15 protein-coding genes are annotated in these 21,296 nt (G+C 49.0%); 1 reads left to right on the top strand and 14 read right to left on the bottom strand.

The genetic code is table 11. From position 1 onward, the window contains the following. Positions 1-3: 3 nt before the first annotated feature. The 12 genes from P0X86_RS05395 to P0X86_RS05345 form a co-directional block, all read right to left on the bottom strand. Positions 4-966, bottom strand: a complete 963-nt coding sequence (locus P0X86_RS05395; protein WP_277747989.1) for an ABC transporter permease — start codon at positions 964-966, stop codon at positions 4-6. Between the two features lie 211 nt (positions 967-1,177). Next, a complete protein-coding gene (locus tag P0X86_RS05390; RefSeq protein ID WP_277749001.1) occupies positions 1,178-2,299 on the bottom strand; it encodes a helix-turn-helix domain-containing protein in 1,122 nt (373 codons plus the stop codon). Between the two features lie 259 nt (positions 2,300-2,558). Next, positions 2,559-3,377, bottom strand: coding sequence for a hypothetical protein (locus tag P0X86_RS05385; RefSeq protein WP_277747988.1), 819 nt, complete (start codon positions 3,375-3,377; stop codon positions 2,559-2,561). Positions 3,378-3,593: 216 nt separating this feature from the next. Continuing rightward, positions 3,594-4,433 carry a glycoside hydrolase family protein gene (locus P0X86_RS05380; RefSeq protein WP_277747987.1) on the bottom strand — a complete coding sequence of 280 codons (840 nt, stop codon included), beginning with the start codon at positions 4,431-4,433 and terminating at the stop codon, positions 3,594-3,596. Between the two features lie 26 nt (positions 4,434-4,459). After that, positions 4,460-5,728 (bottom strand): sulfatase-like hydrolase/transferase, encoded by a 1,269-nt coding sequence (locus tag P0X86_RS05375; RefSeq protein ID WP_347177551.1) that lies wholly within the window; start codon positions 5,726-5,728, stop codon positions 4,460-4,462. Continuing rightward, positions 5,722-5,913, bottom strand: a complete 192-nt coding sequence (locus tag P0X86_RS33120) for a sulfatase-like hydrolase/transferase (protein WP_347177533.1) — start codon at positions 5,911-5,913, stop codon at positions 5,722-5,724. The genes P0X86_RS05375 and P0X86_RS33120 overlap by 7 nt, the downstream gene beginning before the upstream one ends. Before the next feature lie 34 nt (positions 5,914-5,947). Continuing rightward, positions 5,948-7,420 carry an alpha-L-fucosidase gene (locus tag P0X86_RS05370; RefSeq protein WP_277747986.1) on the bottom strand — a complete coding sequence of 491 codons (1,473 nt, stop codon included), beginning with the start codon at positions 7,418-7,420 and terminating at the stop codon, positions 5,948-5,950. Continuing rightward, on the bottom strand, positions 7,417-8,835 hold the full coding sequence (locus tag P0X86_RS05365) for a sulfatase family protein (RefSeq protein ID WP_228551864.1): 1,419 nt from the start codon (positions 8,833-8,835) through the stop codon (positions 7,417-7,419). Before P0X86_RS05365 ends, P0X86_RS05370 begins: the two co-directional genes overlap by 4 nt. Then, positions 8,828-9,265: an RbsD/FucU family protein gene (locus P0X86_RS05360; protein WP_153783605.1), complete on the bottom strand. Its 438-nt coding sequence runs from the start codon at positions 9,263-9,265 to the stop codon at positions 8,828-8,830. The genes P0X86_RS05365 and P0X86_RS05360 overlap by 8 nt, the downstream gene beginning before the upstream one ends. A 140-nt stretch (positions 9,266-9,405) precedes the next feature. Further along, positions 9,406-12,435, bottom strand: a complete 3,030-nt coding sequence (locus tag P0X86_RS05355; RefSeq protein WP_277747985.1) for a sugar-binding protein — start codon at positions 12,433-12,435, stop codon at positions 9,406-9,408. Between the two features lie 129 nt (positions 12,436-12,564). Continuing rightward, the gene (locus P0X86_RS05350) at positions 12,565-13,359 is read right to left on the bottom strand and encodes a family 16 glycosylhydrolase (RefSeq protein WP_277747984.1); all 795 of its coding nucleotides are present in this window, start codon (positions 13,357-13,359) and stop codon (positions 12,565-12,567) included. Continuing rightward, complete coding sequence (locus tag P0X86_RS05345) at positions 13,313-13,783, bottom strand: carbohydrate binding domain-containing protein (protein WP_277747983.1); 471 nt, start codon at positions 13,781-13,783, stop codon at positions 13,313-13,315. Before P0X86_RS05345 ends, P0X86_RS05350 begins: the two co-directional genes overlap by 47 nt. 442 nt (positions 13,784-14,225) lie before the next feature. Here P0X86_RS05345 and P0X86_RS05340 point away from each other — a divergent pair, with 442 nt between their 5' ends. Further along, complete coding sequence (locus P0X86_RS05340) at positions 14,226-14,489, top strand: substrate-binding domain-containing protein (protein WP_475447865.1); 264 nt, start codon at positions 14,226-14,228, stop codon at positions 14,487-14,489. Here the strand turns inward: P0X86_RS05340 and P0X86_RS05335 are convergent. Together P0X86_RS05335 and P0X86_RS05330 are read right to left on the bottom strand one after the other, a co-directional pair. Further along, on the bottom strand, positions 14,486-15,232 hold the full coding sequence (locus P0X86_RS05335) for an aldose epimerase family protein (RefSeq protein ID WP_481858276.1): 747 nt from the start codon (positions 15,230-15,232) through the stop codon (positions 14,486-14,488). The genes P0X86_RS05340 and P0X86_RS05335 overlap by 4 nt on opposite strands. Positions 15,233-15,743: 511 nt before the next feature. Next, positions 15,744-21,248 (bottom strand): S-layer homology domain-containing protein, encoded by a 5,505-nt coding sequence (locus tag P0X86_RS05330; protein ID WP_277747982.1) that lies wholly within the window; start codon positions 21,246-21,248, stop codon positions 15,744-15,746. Between the last annotated feature and the right edge of the window lie 48 nt (positions 21,249-21,296).

Below are 21,296 nucleotides of genomic sequence, written 5' to 3'. Positions count from 1 at the left end.
CTCCTACCAAAGACTTTCTTTGCCAACCACACGCGCAATCTGATTGACGGTTACGAGCAATATTAAATTTACGATAGACTTGAACAAACCGATAGCCGAAGCATAGGAGAAATTTAATCCATCCGAGATCAGCCCGACCTTGTAGACATAAGTATCAATAACTTCAGAGGTTGTAATATTGACGGGATTCTGCATGAGGTAAACCTTCTCAAACCCCGTTTGCATTAGATTGCCCATCGACAAGATCAACAGAATGATCATGACCGGCATAATGCCCGGAAGGTCAATATGCCAGATGCGACGCCACTTGCTTGCGCCGTCAACGACTGCAGCCTCATGCAGCGTCGGGCTTACGCCTGCCAGCGCAGCCAAATAAATGATGCACCCCCATCCAGCATTCTGCCAAATATCAGACAGAACGTAGATGGTTTGAAACAGCTCAGGCTTCGCCATAAAGTGAACGGGGGCTGCACCTATTAGCTTTAGAAACTGGTTTACAATGCCTGTTCGCGGATCCAGAAACTGAAGCAGCATACCGACCATAACAACAGTGGATATAAAGTGCGGCGCATACGTAATCATTTGCACAGATTTCTTGAATCTGGCCTGCCTGACATAGTTCAGTCCTAGCGCCAGGATAATCGGCACCGGAAATCCGACGATTAAATGATAGAAGGCCAGGCCAATCGTATTTTTCAGCACTCTCCAGAAATCGTAGGAACCAAAAAACCTCGTCATGTGCTTCATGCCGACCCATTCGCTTCCCATAACGCCTTTCACGGGAATAAAATCTTTAAATGCGATTTGAGCTCCATACATTGGCCAATATTGAAAAATGATTAAATATGCAAGCGGCAATGAAAACAAAACAAGCAGCTGCCAGCTGCGTTTTGCCTGCTTCAGATGTTCTGCCGGCAGGCGCATTCTGACTTTTGGATTGGTTTGTATGGATGAAACCGTTCTCATTGTTTGTTGTCCCCCTTTTCTATTGTTGAGCCTCGTCGACAATTTGATCTTAGCTAGGAAAGCATATTTACGCTATCTGCATTTGCCCTTTCTTTATACAAATGATTAAAAACGCTTTCATCCATTTGATTTTTCATTATGCATTTTCAAAATAAACAAAAAAAACAGCCGCTGTAAGCGGCATACAAGGAAGGAAATTCGACCAATCCAATTATTGCCCGGAAAATGTCCGATAATGCGTAGGCGTCACACCATGCATACGCTTGAACGCTCTGCTGAATGAATTCAGCGACGAATAACCAACATGATCAGCGATTTGTTCAATATTGAGCCGGGACTCCGATAATAGCTCCTTGGCTGCATTCATCCGCTTTCTGTTCACGTATTCCGTGAATGAGCAGCCTGTATGTTCTTTCACCAGCAACGAAAGATAAGTCTCTGATATTTGGAATTGATCCGACAGCATGGGCAGACATAAGGAAGGATCTGAATAGTGGAGGTTCAGATAACCGACAATATCGCACATCAGCTCTTCATTACGAATACGCTTCTGGTCGCTGATCTTGCTCGCAATGTGCTGGTACAACTTTGTGATTCGATGAAAGCAGGCTTCCGCTTCACCTGCTCCTTGAGGCAATTGCAGAAAAGACATCATATCTATACTTTCATCCTCAAACATCTGCCTGCCCGACTGATCCATAAATTTGAGTGCCGTACTGACCAATTCGGACAACAAGAGCCGTAAGACAGGTTCGATTAACGAGCGCTCAACAAAGTTTTCGACATACAAGCTGTCAAAGGTATTGTCAAGCTCCTCCATGTTCCCGCTGCGCAAATAGTTAAGCAGCTTCTGCTCCACATCGACCGGATAATAATACGATTGCGGATGTCTGGGCAAATCATCGTAATAGGGCATGGGACTAGAGGATGGCATACCGAAGGACAAGGCAATGGAGGCCTCTTCGAAGGATGCCGACACATCCATTAACGAAGAATAGGGTCTTCCTATTCCGTATAGCACGGCATGCTGGAAGCGTTCAAGAAACAGCTTCTGAATGGCAGCCAGCTTCGCAGTCAGCTCTTCCTTCCATGCATTCTCACTGACCGTATCAGAGGCATAAATAATCGCCAGCTTGTTCTCGCCAATATCCAGCATACAAGCATGATTTCCCTCCAGCTCCGCGATACATTCCCTTAAGCCCGCTTTTTCCAGATCCAGCTTCTCCAGTGCTCCCTTATCGATCGACTCCAGGATATATGGCAATTGAATGATGATGACGGAATATCGCTCGCCGTTCAACGGAATGTCCAAGTAATGCATCACCGACTCCATTTCTTTCTGGCCGGAATAAGCGCCATCCAGCAGGCGCTGCAGGAATGCCGCCTGCAGCATCGGCTTTTGCTCTTCCATGCTTCGAAGCAGCCGCACATTATGCGACTCTAATTGGAACACCGTCTGAATGAGCGCTTTCAAAGGTCTGCTGTTGCGATAAGCGAACAGAACGGAAGCCACGCCTCCAATAGCCAGCATGCCGAAGATAATAACCGCAGATATTTTTTTGACATAGTATACCTTTCGCAGCACGATATGCTCAGGCTGTACCGCAACGAGCCTCCAGCCTGCCGTTGTCGAGCCCAATGGAGGTGACGAATTGACCGGAAAGCTGCTCCTGTCCACTATGGCTGGTTCGAGGAAGGAATTCGCCGCTGCCGGTGACACCGGCAATAATGTCACCCTCCTGGTTGGCCAGATAGGCATAACCGCCCTCCGACAGGTCAATCGAACGCAACGCATTCCTTATTGACGTGCTGTCGATGAACATCACAATATGTGACAAATAATAGCTTGGATAACCAATGGTATGAATGTAAGGAATCAGCGGACGTTCACCTTTAGCGCTGCGGAAATTCAGCTCCGGCATCATCTCCTGATAATAGTACCGATCCTCAAGACCCTCAATAAATGTATGGACGGAATCCGACTGCACTTCCGCGCTGGAAGCTCGGGATAATAAGCTATGCTTGTCAGGAGATATGATAAACCGGCTTTTTATATAATGGATATAGTAAGTATCAATGGATGATGTAATGGCCGAATAGCTTCCCAGCTGCTTTTGCAACTCCAGCAGACGTGTAATGCTGCTTCGCTCATACGGATTCTCGATTTGCTGCATAGCAAGCACCTTCGGATTCTGACTCAGGCTGAGGGCAAGCTGATTGGTCTCTATAATCTGCCGATCCAAATGCTGCTTGGCCAGCTGCAGGACGGCCTGGTTGCGGCTGGACACCTCCTCCTTCACCACCCGGCTCGTCTGTTGATACATGATGACAGATACCAGACTGGCAAGCAGCAGCATGCTCAAATAAGGTATAAGAAATTTGAACACCGGTCTCCCGCGACGATTGGACATGTTCTCCCCCTTGGCTCGTTCCATGTACAGTTTAATTGAAAGCGTTATCATTTTATTGTATCATAATCTTTCTTCACTCTGGAAGCGCCCCCTTGCTTCTTATTTCCGGATTTTTAATACTGCTCCACTTGATCGTTGACCATTCCAGCCCATAAGCGCCAAGAACAGATAATCGGGTTTTCCGTTCCTCATGAGCACTTGCGGCCTCTCAAAGCGTTACTCTGGTTCATCAAAATAATAATGACTTGGGTAATAACCAATCGTTGGCTGGGACCATTGCAAGCCGTCTTCCGACTCCAGATAGATTCCACCTCGTTCGCTGAACACCCCCATATCTCGCATAAGCATATGGTATTTCCCATTTTCTTCAAAGACATAGGCGTCCTCTGCTTCAGCCGGGATGCAGGAGAAGTCAACCAGCGGATTAGCGGGATGCTTGATATAAGGGCCTTCAATATGCTTCGCAATGGCCACCCCCATTTTACGCATATTGTCGTTGTACCGATCCCATGCTTTGTAATAAAGCCAGAATTGTCCGTCTTGATGCTGCAGCAAAGCCGGATTTACTGTAATGTAGCTGTCCCACATCCCTTTGTCTTCACTTACATCTAATATGGGTTCATTGCCTACTCGGCTCCAGGGACCATACAATGAATCTGCTATAGCCAGCCCAATACGTTGGGTATGCACAGTTCCATCGGAATTGCCCAGGTAGAACATCGCATACTTTGAACCGATTTTTTGCACCGTTGGATTATGAATGGTCGCTGCGTCCCAGGCTTTCCCCTTCCTACCAGTCATCACTGTACCCAACACCTTATATGGGCCTCCAGGCTCGTCGGCTACAGCATGAGCAATTTCACTTACCTTCAACCATCCTTCATGTCCTGCATCTAGCGGCCATCTGGAGAAGAACACATGCACCTTACCTTCCTCGTCGTAGATGGGTGAACAACACCAAACATGATAATGACGGTCCTCCAGGATACGTCCTATTGGTTCGAGTCTGTGGCTGAATAGTGAAGCTTCTGCTGATTCCACACCAAAACCTCTCATATGTCTCCTCCTAAGCGAATGAATCTTCACGACTTGAATGTGCCTGCCTCTATTCGGCCCCGACGAATAGATTTCATCTGACCGAGGCCTGTAACCGGCGCATATACACCGTCCGATTCCGGCAAGACGTATTGGCTAAACCAGTTGCCCAGACGTAATTGCATGTCCTCAATGGTTAGCGCGCAGCTCGTATCTTGAATGCGATTAACATTCTCTTCCGGATCTCTGCTAAGCTGGTACAGCTCATGCGGTCCATACGGATATCTGTGCACATACTTCCATTCCTTCGTTCGAATCATACGAACGGGACCATATTCATCATATACAACGATATGTTCATTATGATTTCCCTCTGTCCCTAGCATTAGCTTCGCAAAGCTTCGGCCTGGGCCTATCTCGTGATGATGAAGCTCAATGCCTGCATACTCCAGCAATGTCGGAAACACATCATATTGGCTTACAAGCTCCCGAAGCACTTGTCCCGCTGGAATCATGCCCCGATGATGGAATATAGCTGGAATCTTCACTGAAGTATCGAACATATTAAGTGGAAACGTTCCGTTTCCTTTGCCCCATATACCATGGTGTCCCATATTCATTCCGTTATCGCTCATAAAGACAATCAGAGTATTATCTCTAATCCCCTTCTCATCCAGCTTCGCAACGATTTGTCCGATACCATGGTCCATGGCCGTTATAGCTGCATAATAGCCCTGCAGCAGCTCCCGTCGTCTGTCCCCTTCTCCTCGTGGACAGGTTGGAATTTGATTGGGGTGCGCTGGAAGCTCTGGAACAGAGTTGAACTCACAATCGTCATACATTTGCAAGTACCGTTCAGGATGCTCCGAATGCTCCCATGGGGAATGTGGTGCCGTATAATGTACGCTTAGATAAAATGGATCAGCCGTGGTCGTCAATTCCTCAATAAAATGAATGGCATGATCTGTGATGAGATCAGTCACGTAGCCATCCTCCATACGGAATTCATCTTGCTCCACAACGTCTGGCTTCATGTAGGAGCAGCCGCCTCGCACAATGGTATACCAATGATGAAATCCATGCTGGGGTTTAGAGCTGTTGCCCAAATGCCATTTGCCGCTTAACGCGCAACGATACCCAGCTTGACAAAGTAAGTCGGTATAAGTGAGTTGACCTTCCAAATAAGACTCTGCCTGATGCTCCTCGTTGAAGACTGACATGCTGCTCATCGAGTTTGGAAGCTCTGATTTGTTCACATTCCCTGAACGAATCCAATCATGTACGCCATGCCTTGAGGGGATCGTACCCGTTAGAATGGAAGCCCTTGCTGGGGAGCATACGGGTGATACACAATAAAACTGATCAAACCGCGCTCCCCCTCCGCCAGCTTATCCAAATGCGGGGTTTTTATTTCCGAATTGCCAGCACAGCCTAACGCCCAGGCTCCCATATCATCAGCTAGAATAAATACAATATTGGGCTTCGTGCTACTTTTATGCATTATGATCGCTCCTATTTTTCTTGTTTGGCAGCAACTACTCCATTCCAATTTTGAAGCCTGTAGGATACGGAGTTACAGCCAGTGAAGAAATATCGATCTCCAACCCCTCATCAGAAACTGTCCATTCAAGCGGCAGGTTGCCATCAAGAGTGTTTACACTTGAAACGACACTGCGGAAATGACGTGAATTCGTGGACAGGGATCGGATCATAACGGTTCCGCTAGGGGGCAGCTTCATAACGAAAGCATATAACGTCCCGTCCTTGAAGGTGAATCGGATATCTTCTTCTGTATAGGCACCCCGCTTGCCTTCCGTGTGCATCTCTTCTCCCGATTGGGTCGGTCCTTCACCATATATCTTCCAATGTGTCGTATCGTAGATGCCTTCCCCGTTCACGGCAAGCCAATCACCTATCGCAAGAAGGATTGACTCGTCTTCCTGCGGAATCGTTCCGTCCGCCTTCGGTCCAATGTTCAACAACAGACAACCGTTCTTGCTCACTATATCGATCAGATCACAAATCAAGTCCGCCGGGTCCTTATATTGATTATTGACACTGTGAGACCAAGAGTTGCGAGCAACAGAAGTGTCGGTCTGCCACAGCTCGGGACGAATGCCATTCAATTGACCGCGTTCAATATCGAACACTGCTGTGCCATGCATATAAGCGTCCAGCTTGTAATTGATCGCAACCTCCGTCCCCCACTCCGCTGCCCGATTATAATAATAGGCTGCGAATTTCTTGAGATATGGCTTGAAGCGGATATTCATGATCCACCAGTCGAACCAGACGATCGATGGCTGGTATAGGTCAACAAGCTCGCAAGTTCTAAGCAGCCAATCGGTCAAGAACACTTCGTCCGGTCCTTCCCCGTGAATCGTCCATTCCGGATCCCTTGGCTGAGCCGGACCATATAAGCCGCGGAAGCTGTCGTCCTGGACATCCGAATGAAAGGTCATTCCACCGTCGTAGAACCACCAGTTCTCCGCTCGATGTGAAGACACCGCGAATTTCATTCCCTTCTCCTGCACAGCTTCCTTCAGCGCTCCGATGATATCGCGCTGCGGCCCCATCTTCGCGGCATTCCATTGCGACAATTGGCTGTCGTACATTTGGAAGCCATCATGATGCTCAGCGACGGGCATCACATACCTTGCACCCGCTCTTCTGAATAAGCTTGCCCAAGCCGCAGGATCAAACTTTTCTGCCTTGAACATCGGAATAAAATCCTTATATCCGAACTCATGCTGCGGACCATAGGTTTGAATATGGTAATCAAACATGCTGACATCCTGCCGATCCCGTCTGGCGCTATCCTTCAAGTACATTTCACGAGGATACCACTCATTCCCATAAGCAGGGACCGAGTAGACTCCCCAATGAATGAAGATGCCGAACTTGGCCTTCTTGTACCAATTCGGCACGGTATAGCTGCTTAACGATTGCCAGTTATCCTGAAACGGTCCATTCCTAATCACTTCATTTATTTGATCTATATTTATCATAATTGTTCATCTGCTCCTTGCGTGTGTCTGTCGATATGCGACCAGAACTGTTGTCCTGCCGGATGCTCGCGGTCTCCTGAACGATAGCTGTGCTCTAACAATTCTTTCATTAATACTTGCTCCATATGGGAGAAAGCCGGATCTCCAATTAGATTGTATCGCTCCAGGGGGTCCTCGCTTAAACGGAACAATTGGGAGTTATGGTGATAGACGATGAGCTTGTACTCTCTGCTCTTCACGGCTCGGACAAGGTCGGCATAGGCGAAATACAGCCTATCCCGATCCGGGATTGCTCCGACGCGAGAGAACAAAGGGGCTAGACATGCTCCTTCGACTGACGATGGAATCGGAACTTGCGTTAATTCGCATAAGGTAGGGTAGATGTCGGATAAATATACAAATTCATCTCTTTGCTGGCCTTTCGGTATCCCCGGCCCAGAGAAAATGAGCGGAACCCTTACGCTATGCTCATAGCAGCTTTGCTTGCCCATTAGTCCATGCTGGCCTACCGCCAGTCCGTTGTCTCCTGTGAATATGATAATCGTATGATCGAACAGGTCCGTTTCCTTCAACGCATGGATAATATCGCCGATTCGATCGTCCAGATGTGTAATCATGGCATAATATTCTGCCAGATGCCTTCGAATTTCTTCCTCAGTGCGCGGATATGCTGCCAGTTGCTCATCTCTTATACCGCGTATGCCATAATCGAAAGCATGCTCGCTGGCGGCATTGTCAGGCAGCTTCAATTGCTCTGGATCATACAGGTCCATATACTTCTTCGGCATGCTTCGAGGATCATGGGGAGCCATGTAGGACACATAGAGGAAAAACGGCTCCTCCTCCTTATGCTGACGAATCCAGTTTACGGCGGTATCCGAGAACAGGTCCGTGGAATGAACACCAGCCTGGACCTTGTCTGCAGGTCGATATTCTACTTCATTTGACAACATACGGTCTCTAATTACAGGAATTGAACCCGAGTAGTTTCCATCCGCGTGATAATGGTAAGCGGGGACATTCCAATGATCCTCCATCCCTCCAAAAAAGATATTCTCTCCGTCGCTGAAGCTCCGGTTAAAGGAGGCGGCGCCGTTATGCCATTTGCCAATGCCGAAGGTGGCGTAACCCGCTTGCCGGAACGTTTCCCCCATTAATACATGCTCCTCAGGAATGCTTCTTCCGTCGTCATGAATATGGAACAATGTTCTTCCTGTATGCAGCATCGCGCGGCTGGGCATACAGACTGCACCTACCGTGCCGCCTGGAATATGAGCCTGCCGGAAGACGGTACCGTGCTCCAGCAGGTTATCCAGATGCGGCGTTTGAATGTCGGTATTGCCCAAAGCACGCAGGGTATCAAATCTTTGATCGTCTGCGAACAGGAATACAATATTGGGCCTCTGGTCAATCATGTTCACGAACGACCCCCTTCTTCAGAATCAGGTTGCCGTATTGTGCCCGTTCACCAGTTGCAACAATAACATACGCTGAACTGCTACGCTCATAAAAGCTGAATCTCTCCAGCGATTCCAATGAGGATGACAATCCTGTCTTTCTATTCAGAATCGCTTCATAGGAGTCCCAAATCGTTGTCTCTACAGGATCGCCCGGAACAACGGCCATAACCGCTGCAGGTTTCTCCACATAATCGTCCAGTGGAAGCACCTTGACGATCGCTTCCAGCAATTCAACAATGCCAATTCCATCGCATCGGACAAGTCGTTGCGCATGGCTTGCAGCTGGAAAGTTGGCATCCCCCAGCACCAGCTCATCACCATGTCCCATCTCTCTCATCCATTTCAACAATTCCGGCGGTAATAATCCGGGAATTCCGATCAGCATCTGTGTTCCCCCTCATGCTGTCCTCTTTTGCGAGACGATTTTTTAAAGCTCGCATGGGTTGAAGGACTATGACATTACTTCTGTAATCAGCATAGTCCTTCAACGCTGTAGAGAGAAGATGCAATCTCGACTTGCAATGTTCAAATATCGACTTCTAACACATACTTAGACAGAAGCCAATGGATCCAGAGCGCGCTCTCTTCTCGGGTTAAGTAGACGGGAGCGTCATCTTGGAGAGGCGGCTGGGTCTTAGGGGCAGCCACGCCCGTCAGCTTGATGGCATTGTCCAGCATTTCAAGTCCTTCTTCTATGGTCAAGACTTGCATCGGTCTGAACGTATGATCCCCATAGCCTCGAATCAATTGATGCTCATGAGCCGTACTGACGTAAGCGCCATACCAGCTGGATGCACTGACATCCTTGAACGGCTGTTGGTTCGACTCCAGTCTCAGTCCAAGCGCCCGCACCAGCATAGCGGTAAATTCAGCGCGGGTAATCTGCCCTTCCGGTCGGAACGTTCCATCCGGCAGCCCTCTTACAATCGTTCGAGCGGCAAGCCTGCGAATGATTTCTTCAGCCCCGGATTGCTTGATATCGAGCAGTCGTACTTCATGCCCGACAAGTGTATACATACTGTTGGTCAAGCTTCTGATGCTAGCATGCCACTTCCCTTCCAGGGATACCATGCACGTGGGCACATGACGGACGCTGCCATCCGGCTCCACAACGACGGCAGTAGCTACTTGCGCCGGATCAAGCCCACTCGGCAATGGCATGATTCGCTCTACATAGGCGTCGAAGGATGTAAGCTCAATGACTTGGGTGCCATACATCACTTGAATGACAAATGAGATGGGCTCACCGATCGACTTTAAAGACTGAGCATCCGTTGCAATTACGACCCTTCGTTTCTCTTCCTCTGTCGGCTTCCCAATCCGCAGCTGCACCTGAACCTCAGCCAGGTCTATATCTCCCGAGTCCGACTGCTCAAGGATGGATTTCCAGCTCTCTGATGCGATGACTTGCCGAACAGGCAGCCTATAGCTTGCCATATTTGTTTCGAAAGCAAGGATCGCTTGCTTGTCGGCCAAAGCGGTTAACAATGAACCATCAAATTGCCCAATCACAATATCTGCGCTTTCGTTGACCTCGATTGATACAACCGCCTTTTCATCAAGTGAATTCAAGACCTTCAATAATCCCTTTCGGTCGGGATAGACTGTTGCTGCCGATTGACCTTCAATCAGGGATTTCACAACCGTTCCACCTGAGATCAACTGTCCGTTCATGGTCAACTTGACTAGATCTGGAACGGGAGACGGCACATAGGTATATACCGGCGGCACATTTGCCGCGACTGAGCTTAGCTTCAAATCACCCGTCATCCCCATGTTCTGCCATACTTGATCAAGCGGATCGTTCCAGCCCAAATATCCTTGTCTCACCCCGGAGGGCTGTCTCGCATCATTCACTTGTATATCAAAACCGATCGTTGAGCCCGCTGGCCTAACGATGGACATCCACGGGACAGCCATCTCTACAACGTAACCATCATTGGTCCGATGAACAGATTGTTGAGCGCCTTCAGGTACGTTGATGCCGGAGCTGCGGCCCATGTAATCCACATTCCACTTGATATCGTTCCCGTCATAGGGCTTGGCTTTCTCATTGCCGCCATCCACATACACTTCAACGGAATCGTTCTTGTACGTCTCGTTGGGTTCGGTTCCCGTAAGATCGGCGTCCTTCACTTCCGTTCGTATATACAGAAAGCGATCATCCCACAGTGTCTTCGCGATTGCTGTGATCGAGGTGCTCCCGCCTTTCACACGCAAAGAACCGATTTCCTTCGCTTGGCTCCACAACGGATCTGGACTTGAAGCGTTCAGCGCAGGTGTGCCGCGAAGCGCTTCCGCTTCCTTAACCGGCGGCAGCTCCATCTCCGGCTCATCCGACACGGGCTCGTTAGACCGCCAGACCCTCACATATTCGATGACATATTCTCCGTTTGGACTCGCCATGGACGCTTCCGACGGGAGTCCCGCCCACGTAAACGTTTCCATATCCATAAATATATATTGATTCTCGTGGAAAACATCATTCCGAATTTCACGAACCAATACGCCATCATAATAGAAACGGATCCACTTGGCATTCCAATCTAGCCCGTACACATGGAAATCTGCCGTCAGATCATCCTTTGAATGGTAGACGCCAGGGTTAGAGATATCCTTGGTCCAGTCCCCTCCAGCGTAATAATGTGTATTCATAGGCATTTCATATCCGCTGTCTGGATTGACGGTTGATCGTCCTACCGTTTCATACACATCTATTTCCGTCTCGTTGCCCTGCAACCAGAAGGAGCTCGTAATCGAGACAGGTGCGGCTTTTGCTTTAATTTCATAGTATCCATAGCCCGTTTTTGTTTTGGACTGGACAGCAGCAGTCGTGTATTTCTCATACTGCGGGCTATTGGGGCCAAGCTTCGCATTGGCTTCCGCCATCTCAGGTATCGTTTCATATTTGGCTGTCAATATTAATTGACCGTTCTCTTGCCTGATGTTGCGCGGCGAGAAGATCGAGGGCTGCCTGCCTAACCAGTACGTATGATGATCGTTCCATTTATTCGTGTCTAGAGCTGCGCCCCCGAATTCATCGGAATAATCCAGGCTGTACTTCCAGCTTCGGACATTGTCCGAATCGGATAACGGATAGATGGAATTATCAACTATATTCTCGTTAATGACCGGAGGCGGCAGTACTTCAACCAGCAGCTCAAAGTCATCGGCGTAGACTGTACCGGAACCGCTTTCGTTATACAGATAGACCTTTGCGGAAGTTTCTACAGCGCCTGTCTGGAAGCTCACTTCGTATAAGCCGTATGTTGTCCCTTGAATAGGGATATAGCTCTCCTCAGCACCGTTGTGCTCCTTAACCCCAAGAGTGGCTCCAGCGCTAGTCCCCAGCTTGGCATACACAGCTACCTTGTATTCAGTATTGGATTGTAGACCAGACACCGGAAATTCAATCGCGCCTTGACCAGAATACACAAGCGCGTAGGTTCCGGTATAGGCATACTCCGTCATAACAGTTGCCGAACCACTTCCCCATTTGGAATATCGGACAGGCAGCTGGCCCGATTCAAAGCTCCCATTCTCAAACGCATTCACCCTGCTCGTCTCCTCCGCTTCAGCCTGAGAAGCAGGCATTCCCAATAAGCTTAGAGTGACTACAACAAGGATAAGGGAATGAACCGATGCATTGCCCCTTTTATTCATATAAATTTTTCCTTCCCACAGTTATTTGTGCCAGGCACGAATGTAATCCACCTCGAATAGGGAATTCAAGCTGTCTCCCGGAAGTCCGTCCCATTCAAATATTTCAGTATCCAAAAAAATATATTGATTCTCGTGCATAAATGAATGAGGCTTTGTACGAATCAATTGACCATCGAAATACCATTTAATCTGTGTTTGGCTCCACTCCACACCATAGATATGATAATTAGCTGCAAGCCTAACGTTCGTTTGATAGTCGAATGGATCTGCAATATCATTAGCCCAACCATTGCGGAAATCATGAGTGTTAGTGGGCATGATTGTATCCTTATGAGTGTTCCTCGTTGAATTCCCTACCGCTTCAACTACATCAATCTCCGAATAATTACCCTGCAGCCAGAAGGAGCTTGTATGCGAAGCGTCTGCCGCTTTCATCCTTACCTCATAATAACCGTAAGGCGCTTTTGTCTTGGACTGGATAACCGCCGATGTAATATAATTATCGTTGAGCATCGTCTCCCCAGATGCTGCATTTACCTTTCGGACAACTGCTACTTCATCTCCATATACAATACCGCTGCCTCCGGCGTTATATACGTACACCTCAGCACTGGTATTTGTTGAGCCCGTCGTGAACTCCACAGTACCCAACGTCCAGCTTGAACTGGTTACTTCCTTCAGCTTTTCTGTGCTTCCATAATTTTTAACGCCTACATTCACTTTGCTGCCCGATCCTTTTTTTAACCACGCCGAAAGCTTGTAGGTCGTATTAGGCTTGCAGTCCAGTAATAATCTGCTGAACAGCACCTTGACCATTAATGACCACCCCATATAGGTCGCGGTATTTGGCTGAGACAGATGCTGATTTCGCACCTGAACCCCAAGCAGACCAATTGGACAGATTGCCTTTTTCAAAGCTTCCATTTTTTATTAGGTTTTCATTTTTCGTTCGAAGCTTTGCTGTACCATTACTTACCCAGACGTTCGAAGGATCGAACTGAGAAGGATTGCGTCCACTCCAATACGTATGCTTATTTAACCATTTCGAAGTATTTAGTGACGAACCGTTAAATTCATCGCTAAACGTCTCGTTTACACTCCAGCCTCCCGTATTGCTGGGATCGGAAGCCGGCCACGATACCGCCGCCTGAGAGGATTGAACGCCGTAGCTGACAGGAGCAGTGATTATTACCATAATAAAAAGCAAGAAGACGATCTTGCCCTTTAAAACCTTTGCCATTGTCATCACTCCATTCATCTCATTATTAGAAAGCGCTTACTCGAATGGTATCACCCCATTTCTTAGTTCATGTCATTCATTGTAAAGGAATCAACAGGGATCCATAATTAACATTTTCGACTAGTAATAGCAGGATAACTACTACTATTGGACAACGGAGTTTTTTGTCATCAGAAATAAATGTGAAAGAGGCCTCCATGTAGAGGCCACTCATAAATCTAAGCATCAAGCGCTAAAAATTGGTTGCTATAATTTAGAAGCATGGTCGCTCGTAATAAAATCCATTGCCGAAATGCCGAATCGTCCTTTGGTATTAGTCGTGAAAAAGCTGGTTACTTTAGGATTTATATCATTCTTGATTTCACGAATATTCGGAATGCCGAACAAGCCTGGCTTGTACCCGCTAGTATAGCCGACTGTTATCTTTGCCGCTACGGATGATATGGCGGTTGGGGTGCTTAATGGCGCTCTAGATCACGGTCTACGCGTTCCTGATGACATCTCCATTATCGGCTTCGACGGCAGTGCGGTTGCTGAGATTGTTCGTCCGTCCATAACCTCCATGCAGCAGCCTATGGACGAGCTTGGCAGGAAATCGGTTGAATATATTCACGAGTTAATTGTCCATCCTGATTTGATCATTGATGAAGACATTATCCTGCAGCATTGGCTAGTGGAACGCGAGAGCTTCAAGCCAAGAGTTTAAGATGACTCCTCCACCCACATACAAGTCTCGAACGTCACACGCTCGCCAGGAGCAATGCCTCTTGCTCCCGTCATCTCCGGGGGATAAGACAGATTGAAGGCGTCAGTCAGACAGGAGTATGGCTCCAGGCAGATCGACTCTGACCAATTGGGACGGAAGATAAGCAGATAGGGGAAGGTGTTCCCAATGGAATAGGCGATCGTATAGCCTTCTTCTATCATCCGCAGCCGACAGACACGCTCCTCACACTCCTGAAGTTGCACCATAGCTGAGCCAAGAGGAGCTATACGATCCAGCGAAAGCCCCTCGCGCAGCTCACCCGCGCGTTCGGTATTAGCTGGGACACCTTCAATGAAGGTAAAGGTTGAGATTGGCCATTCCTTGACTGCCGGAGCTTGCAACAGAGCTTGTCCGCCCGGCAGATTGAAGTAAGGATGAAGGCCGAAGGCGAACGGGGCCTCGTCCTCTCCCTCATTGACGATGACGCCGTCCAGTCGAAGACGTCCACCTAGCAAGGAGATCGTCACGTTGAATATGAGAGGATGCGGGAAGTACGCCAGCATATCCTCATGATCGGAATACCGAAACCGAAGCACAACATAAGCCCCTTGTTCTTCCGTTCCTCCCCATTCCACGGCCTCCCAGCTTCTTCGCGCCAGCTCGCCATGCAGATGGCGGTCCGGCTGCTCATTGATAGGCAGCTGGTAAGGTCTTCCCTTGAAGGTAAAGCTTCCGCCTTGCACGCGATTTGGCGGGAATAACAGGGGGTGCCGTACATGAATTCATTCCCTCTCAAATCATGAATAGAGCCCGGCGCAGCTAACAGCTCTCGCCCAGATGAATGAAACCGAATCAGATTCCCGCCAATCTCCGGCACAAGCTGCGCACAATCTCCACGCTCTGTATCCCGCAGCTCGACAAGCGAATACCCATCCTGGACTTTACAAATAACCTCAAATGGATTCATACTTCCTCTCCCTCTCTTCCTAATCTCTTCCTAACATGCAAGAGACCTCCATAAAGAGGTCTCTCCAAAAAATAACTCACTAATAATCTAAGTTCAAATAGTAATCTAAGTTCAAAAAGTTCGGTTTTCAGCACCGAGAAGATGGAACGAAAGTAGAAACTGAGGAGCGGAACGTAGTGGAGCTACGTGAGCACCGGAAGTTTCGCTTGCGTTCCATATTCGATGTCGAATAGACTTCCCTGTATACTTCGTGATCAAAATTGGACTTTTTAAACAACCTCTATTGATTAGATTAAGTTAGATTGCTCCAGAAGTCTACTAACAACCTCCGCGACTTCCGCTCTTGTGATAGCTGCTTTCGGAGCAAGCACTTGCTCGCTTCTGCCCAGCACGAGACCTGCCTTGATGCTGGCTGCGATACCGCTCTTGGCGTAGGCTGCCGCCTCTGAGCCATCCATGAAGCTGGACAACAGCTCATCCGCTTCTATCATCTCGGCTGCAGAATCAAGTCCCGTGAGCGCCATAGCTCGTTCCATGATGCTCATAACCTGTTCACGCGTGATGAGAGCATGAGGCCTGAATTCACCATTGTCATAGCCGTTAATCAAGCCATAATCTGTCGCCGTATTGAGATAGGCTTCATACCAGCTGCCTTGGGCAACATCGGAATACGCAGACTCTCCTGCCTCTGCCTGAAGTCCCAGAGCTCTTACCAGAATCGCGGTAAACTCGGCGCGGGTGATGGAGCGATCCGGCTCAAAGCGGTTGCCGTCAACCCCAGCTATGATTAATCTGGAGCCTAAGTCATTTACAGCCTGCTCCGCCCAATGACCGGATACATCCTGGAAAGCCACAGGATTCCAGATCACCGCGTAGGTGCTGTTCGTCAAGCTATTCAACACAGCATAATAGCTGCCATTCTGTCCCACCACTTTAGTTGGTATCCCTCTAACGCTTCCATCCTCTTCCACTACTACCCCCGTGGTGATCTCATTGGGATCCACGCCTTCCGGAATAAGAATCGTTCTTTCCACGAAGGAGTTGAATGTGCTAATTTCTTTTGTCTGATCCTTGTAAGTGTAGGTAATATGGAACTCTACAGGAGCGGCCACTACCGTAAATCCATCTTGCTCAGCCGACTGCTCCAGCGCCTTCCGGGTTTCTTCATCGGCTTGACTGATTCTTACATTGATAATCAGGTCCTCCAGCGACACATCAGAGCCAAGCTCCTTGATCATATGATCCATTTGAAGCTCCTCAAGAGGAAGCTTATAGGAGTTAGCGGCTGTTCGAAGCTCAAGCACCACATTTTTCTGCTGCAGATCCTTAACGATTGCCCCATTAAGCTTGCCATTCACAACAGGGGAGCCGCTCTCGTCAGGAATGGTAAGAACAGCGTTATTCGTTATAGTGCTCAGACTATTCTTAAGCAGCTGCTGGTCGACCGTAATCGTTGTCACCTTGCGCCCCGCCTCGGTCGCGGTAACCTCGCTTGCTATTTTGTCCAGCTTCTTGCCATTCACGAGAACCTCAGTGCTCGCTGCAGGCGGAGCTGTTGGACCTGGCACATGAATGATTGGCGGAGGCGGAGACGGAGTCGCAGCCTGCTCCAGCACAGTTACTGTAATGGCCTTGGTTGCGCTTGCCGCTCCAATAGTAACAGTAGCAGTCAGCGTCACAACCTGATTCCCGCTTCCATGCTGAGGTCGAACCACCGTCCCGTTAGCCGCCACTGTCGCAGGATGGCTGGAAGCCCATGCCACGGTTGCTCCATGCAGGCCAGCAGACGGCAATACAATAGCTCCTGTTACGGCTTGCGCTGTGTCTCCCTCCGCGAATGTTAACGAGGCTGCCGACAACGTATCGGCCGCATCAGCTGCCAGCTGCTCATCTGTTGGCTGGACCGGCCCGCTGCCTATCATCATATTATCGATAGCAAGCTTCGCATGTCCCACGGTTACAGCTGTAGGCTCAAATACATACAAGCGAATAGATTTCAGCTTAGTGGTGTCAATTGCCGCCGTTCTTGCGAAATAGCCGTCTGCCAGCCAGCTGGCCGCAGAGACGCCAAATTGGGATATCGTAAGCGTTCGTGCTTGATTGGGCGCTATGGCAAAATAATAAATGCCTCTATTCCCCTGAACATCGGCAACCTCCACGCGAAGCTGGGCTCCTGTGCTCACGAGATTCGCAACATCCAATTGAAGCGGCTTGCTGCCCAGGCTCCAGCCCTCCTCCGGCGCAGTGAAGTCTATGCTGCCGGAATATTTGCCGCTCGTATCCCAATCGAATGCTGTGAAGGTAGTAAACTCCGCTTGGAGCGCCTTGCTGCCATGTGTCGCTCCCTGCTCCGATCTGGAAGCGGTAATGGCCTGATTATTGTACGAATAAGGAATCTCTTCCTGGTCCTCGAAGGATACGAATAGACCATTCGGATTAACAGGGTCTGGCCCGGGATCCGGTGCACTGCCAATGACTATCTTGTCAAAGGCCAGCGCTGCATTCGTAACCGATGCAGCCGTTGGAGAAAAGACATACAATCGAATATTTTTAATATTCTCCGTGTCAATTGCTGCGCTTCTCGGGAAATTGCCGTCGCCGAGCCAGGTGCCTCCGGCAACGCCAAAATCGGCAATGCTGATGCTGCGGGAAGCATCTGCCCCAAGCGTAAAATAATAGGTGCCTCTCACATCAGAGGTATCCGTAATTTCTACTCGCAGCTGTGTCGTGTAGCCCCTTAGATTCGTGACATCGAAGGTGAATGGAGCAGCTCCCAGGCTCCAGCCCTCCTCCGGCGCCGTAAAATCAAGGCTGCCTGAGTAGGTTCCCGTCGTATCCCACGCGTAAGAAGTGAAGGTCGTAAACTCCGCTTGAAGCGCCTTGCTGCCGTCCGTTGCGCCTTGCGCGCCTGTCGATACCGTCACAGCGTCTACATTGTGGGTATAGGCTGCCGCTTCTCCGTCCTCGAAGGAGAATTGGGCCCCTCGACTGCCGGTAGGCGACGATTTTGTTTTTGTATATTGATCAAATATACCAGCCGCCTTGGCTAGGTCTGCCAAAGCTTCTGTCACTTCAGCATTTGTCGCCAAGGCATCCTGTGCAACAATCTCCGCTTTGGTTACTTCAATATTGAGCGTGTCTAGGTACTGCTTTTTCACCCAGCTCTTGCCTGGCTCAACCTCATTGCCTGTGGACGAAATGATAGTCGACGCAAGCTTCGACTTAGCGTCCGCAATAGGACCAGCAAGCGCACTTGTAGCGACGCCTGTCGGAGCCGACTGCTCGTGGTACTCGATGATTTGTACGCTTGTGATATATCCATCTTCATCCGGGAGCAATATTTCAATGGTATTGCTCGCCAGAAGCTTGCTGGCATCCAGCTCAAATTCCGCAAAGGTCAGCAGATTGCCAGGCTTGTTCGTGTAGGCCAGATCCTTGCTGAAGCTCTGCATATTGGCCGTATCACCCGAATTGACAACCACTTGCATATCCTCTGCAAACCCGCTTCCCGTCTTGCCGAAGCCAATACGGAGAGTCGCTTTCGCGAGATTCGCAGGCCTTGCTTGAACCGTAAATGAGGCCGGCGCGTTTACGCTCGTCGGCACAAGCTCCTGAGGCGCATATGCAAATTCTCTCTCCCACGTTTTGGTGAACGCCGGATTGGAATCCAGCGTAATCTCGAATACGCTCATTTCCTGAACGCGCATGTACACATTGTCCAGATCCGTGACATTCTCTTCCTCATAGGTCAGCTTGCCCTTCTCCAGGAAAAAATGTTTGCGCGTTACGCCTGCAATATCGGCGTCGCCCGCGAACACATTCAGATCCAGGTTAACACGCTGCGAGTTCAGATTGTGAACAGCGACATATACCTTGTCATTGTAGCGAACCGCATTTGTGAAGACACGCTCTTGATCCGCTTCAGCCGGAAGGAACGCGCCGCGGTAATCCTTCCACATATCCAGATAAGCTTCCATTGGCGTCATTTCTTCCAATAATCCATTCTGTGCCTCATTATATTTGTAGAACGTATCATTGGAGTTGGGACGCCAGTTAATAATAGGGTACAAATAAGGTACCAGCATACCAATCGTATCGGCGTAATTCATAAAACGGAGCATATAGCCGTTATATGCGACCAGCTTCTGGAAGTAGTCCGCGTCGCTTCCCGCCGTATTATAAGTGCCTTCTTCTGTAATATAGATCGGCTTCACATTATCTGTATTCACCATATGTGCATTGAGCAGGTCAAGCACGGCTTCCATTCGTCCACTCAGGAAGCCATCCGAATTGTTTTCTCTGTCATGAATGAACAGATTGGCATTTTCATAGAAGTGATGCGAATACCAATCCAGTGAATCCTTTGTGTCATCCATAAATTTCAGCTGCGCTCGCGCTTCATTGAAATCATTTTTCTCCAGATACATGAACGCGCTTGACGGTCCGCCGACCAGCACATCCGGATTCAAAGCCTTTACCTCTTCAGCCACCTTGTTGTGGAACTCCGACAAGTAATTCCACGCTTGCTCCGGCTCCGATTGGAAGAACCACCATTCCTGCGGAATCGTTGACTCGTTTTTAACCTCCACATATTTGGGACCCAGCCCGTCAAATCTGGTATCGATGCTCTTGATCAGCTTGGCTGACGCATCAGCCGCCGCATCGAAGTTGGCGCGGGACGGTGTGCCAAAGTGCTCCGATTGCCCGGAATCAGGGTCCTCCCACATCCACCTCGGCCAGCCATCCAGCGTCAGCATATAATCCTTGCCAATAGAGGGATACAGACCTTCGAACTTATCTATGGCAGGCTGACTCTTGGCATAAACCTGGTTCGTCGCGGTAAAGTCGGCATATCCAGGGCGCGTCGAATCCTCCTTGAGACCCGCCCAACTGGTCATCAGTGTGTAATGAAAAGCGCCGCGACCGGGAGTAAAGCCGTAATCATGAGTCGTTCTGTGATACGCCTCGTCCAGCACCGTAAATTCGCCCCCGGCTTGCTCTAAGCCGATGGGACCGCTGTTCACATGATAACGCTTGAACACTTCCTCGGGCAGCTTGTTCACGCCGTCCATGCTTAGATTGGTCAGCGCATCTATATCGACGGAGACGTCCAGTATAGCCTTGTCTCCTCCAAGAACGCTCCATGCGGAAGTATCAAACTCCAATGGAACGCCTTCTTCTTCCCAGTGATAAACACTGCGAAGCGTGCCATTACCGACGATTTTCATCTTGTAGCCTTCGTAGATAATATCGCCGTTCGTATCCTTAATCAGCCAAGGATGGGTGATCCCCTCCGTAGGATTGGATTCCTGGAAGCCCATCTTCGTATAGTTCGTATACAGCCCGGTTATACGGTCATTCCAGCCACCGTTCTGGAATACGGTCCATTCCGTTTCGACGCCTTCAGGATCAATGACATAAAGCTTCATCGTCTGCGCAACGGAGCCCTCGAAACGCACATCGCCGAACAGACGCCATATTTTTGCGTTCATAGCAGGAATATCAAGCGTTACTTCACCATTAACCTGCAAATACTGTCCATCAGGATATTGCAGAAAGTTAATGCGCTGAACGCGGCTCTCGCCGTTAATGCTGTTGAAATACGCTACCGCATTATTGCCGAACTTATTTTTGTAATGCTCGGCAACGGCTGGTATCGTATCGAAATCTGCCTTGTCCGTTCGAATATTTACAGGAAGCTCGTCGCTTGCCTCATCTGCATAACTAACCCCCCTGCACCTGTGAGACAAGATACGGTCAGTACGGCCGCACTCAAAAAGACGGTCAACCATTGTTTAATTTTTGAATACGTTTTCAAAATTGATGCACCATCCCTTCTA

Origin of the sequence: Paenibacillus sp. BR1-192 (genome assembly GCF_029542445.1) — a bacterium.
In the GTDB taxonomy this organism is placed as follows: Bacteria; Bacillota; Bacilli; order Paenibacillales; family Paenibacillaceae; genus Paenibacillus_AQ; species Paenibacillus_AQ lautus_A.
Note: the sequence above shows the minus strand (reverse complement) of the source record. Positions and strands in the feature narration are given on the sequence as shown.

Bases quoted from the DNA above. Each gene is read 5' to 3' on its own strand.
- P0X86_RS05395 (WP_277747989.1), bottom strand. From the start codon at position 966: ATGAGAACGGTTTCATCCATACAAACCAATCCAAAAGTCAGAATGCGC.
- P0X86_RS05390 (WP_277749001.1), bottom strand. From the start codon at position 2,299: ATGGAGTCGGTGATGCATTACTTGGACATTCCGTTGAACGGCGAGCGA.
- P0X86_RS05385 (WP_277747988.1), bottom strand. From the start codon at position 3,377: ATGTCCAATCGTCGCGGGAGACCGGTGTTCAAATTTCTTATACCTTAT.
- P0X86_RS05380 (WP_277747987.1), bottom strand. From the start codon at position 4,433: ATGAGAGGTTTTGGTGTGGAATCAGCAGAAGCTTCACTATTCAGCCAC.
- P0X86_RS33120 (WP_347177533.1), bottom strand. From the start codon at position 5,913: ATGCATAAAAGTAGCACGAAGCCCAATATTGTATTTATTCTAGCTGAT.
- P0X86_RS05370 (WP_277747986.1), bottom strand. From the start codon at position 7,420: ATGATAAATATAGATCAAATAAATGAAGTGATTAGGAATGGACCGTTT.
- P0X86_RS05365 (WP_228551864.1), bottom strand. From the start codon at position 8,835: ATGATTGACCAGAGGCCCAATATTGTATTCCTGTTCGCAGACGATCAA.
- P0X86_RS05360 (WP_153783605.1), bottom strand. From the start codon at position 9,265: ATGCTGATCGGAATTCCCGGATTATTACCGCCGGAATTGTTGAAATGG.
- P0X86_RS05350 (WP_277747984.1), bottom strand. From the start codon at position 13,359: ATGGTCAAGGTGCTGTTCAGCAGATTATTACTGGACTGCAAGCCTAAT.
- P0X86_RS05345 (WP_277747983.1), bottom strand. From the start codon at position 13,783: ATGGCAAAGGTTTTAAAGGGCAAGATCGTCTTCTTGCTTTTTATTATG.
- P0X86_RS05340 (WP_475447865.1), top strand. From the start codon at position 14,226: ATGGCGGTTGGGGTGCTTAATGGCGCTCTAGATCACGGTCTACGCGTT.
- P0X86_RS05330 (WP_277747982.1), bottom strand. From the start codon at position 21,248: ATGGTTGACCGTCTTTTTGAGTGCGGCCGTACTGACCGTATCTTGTCT.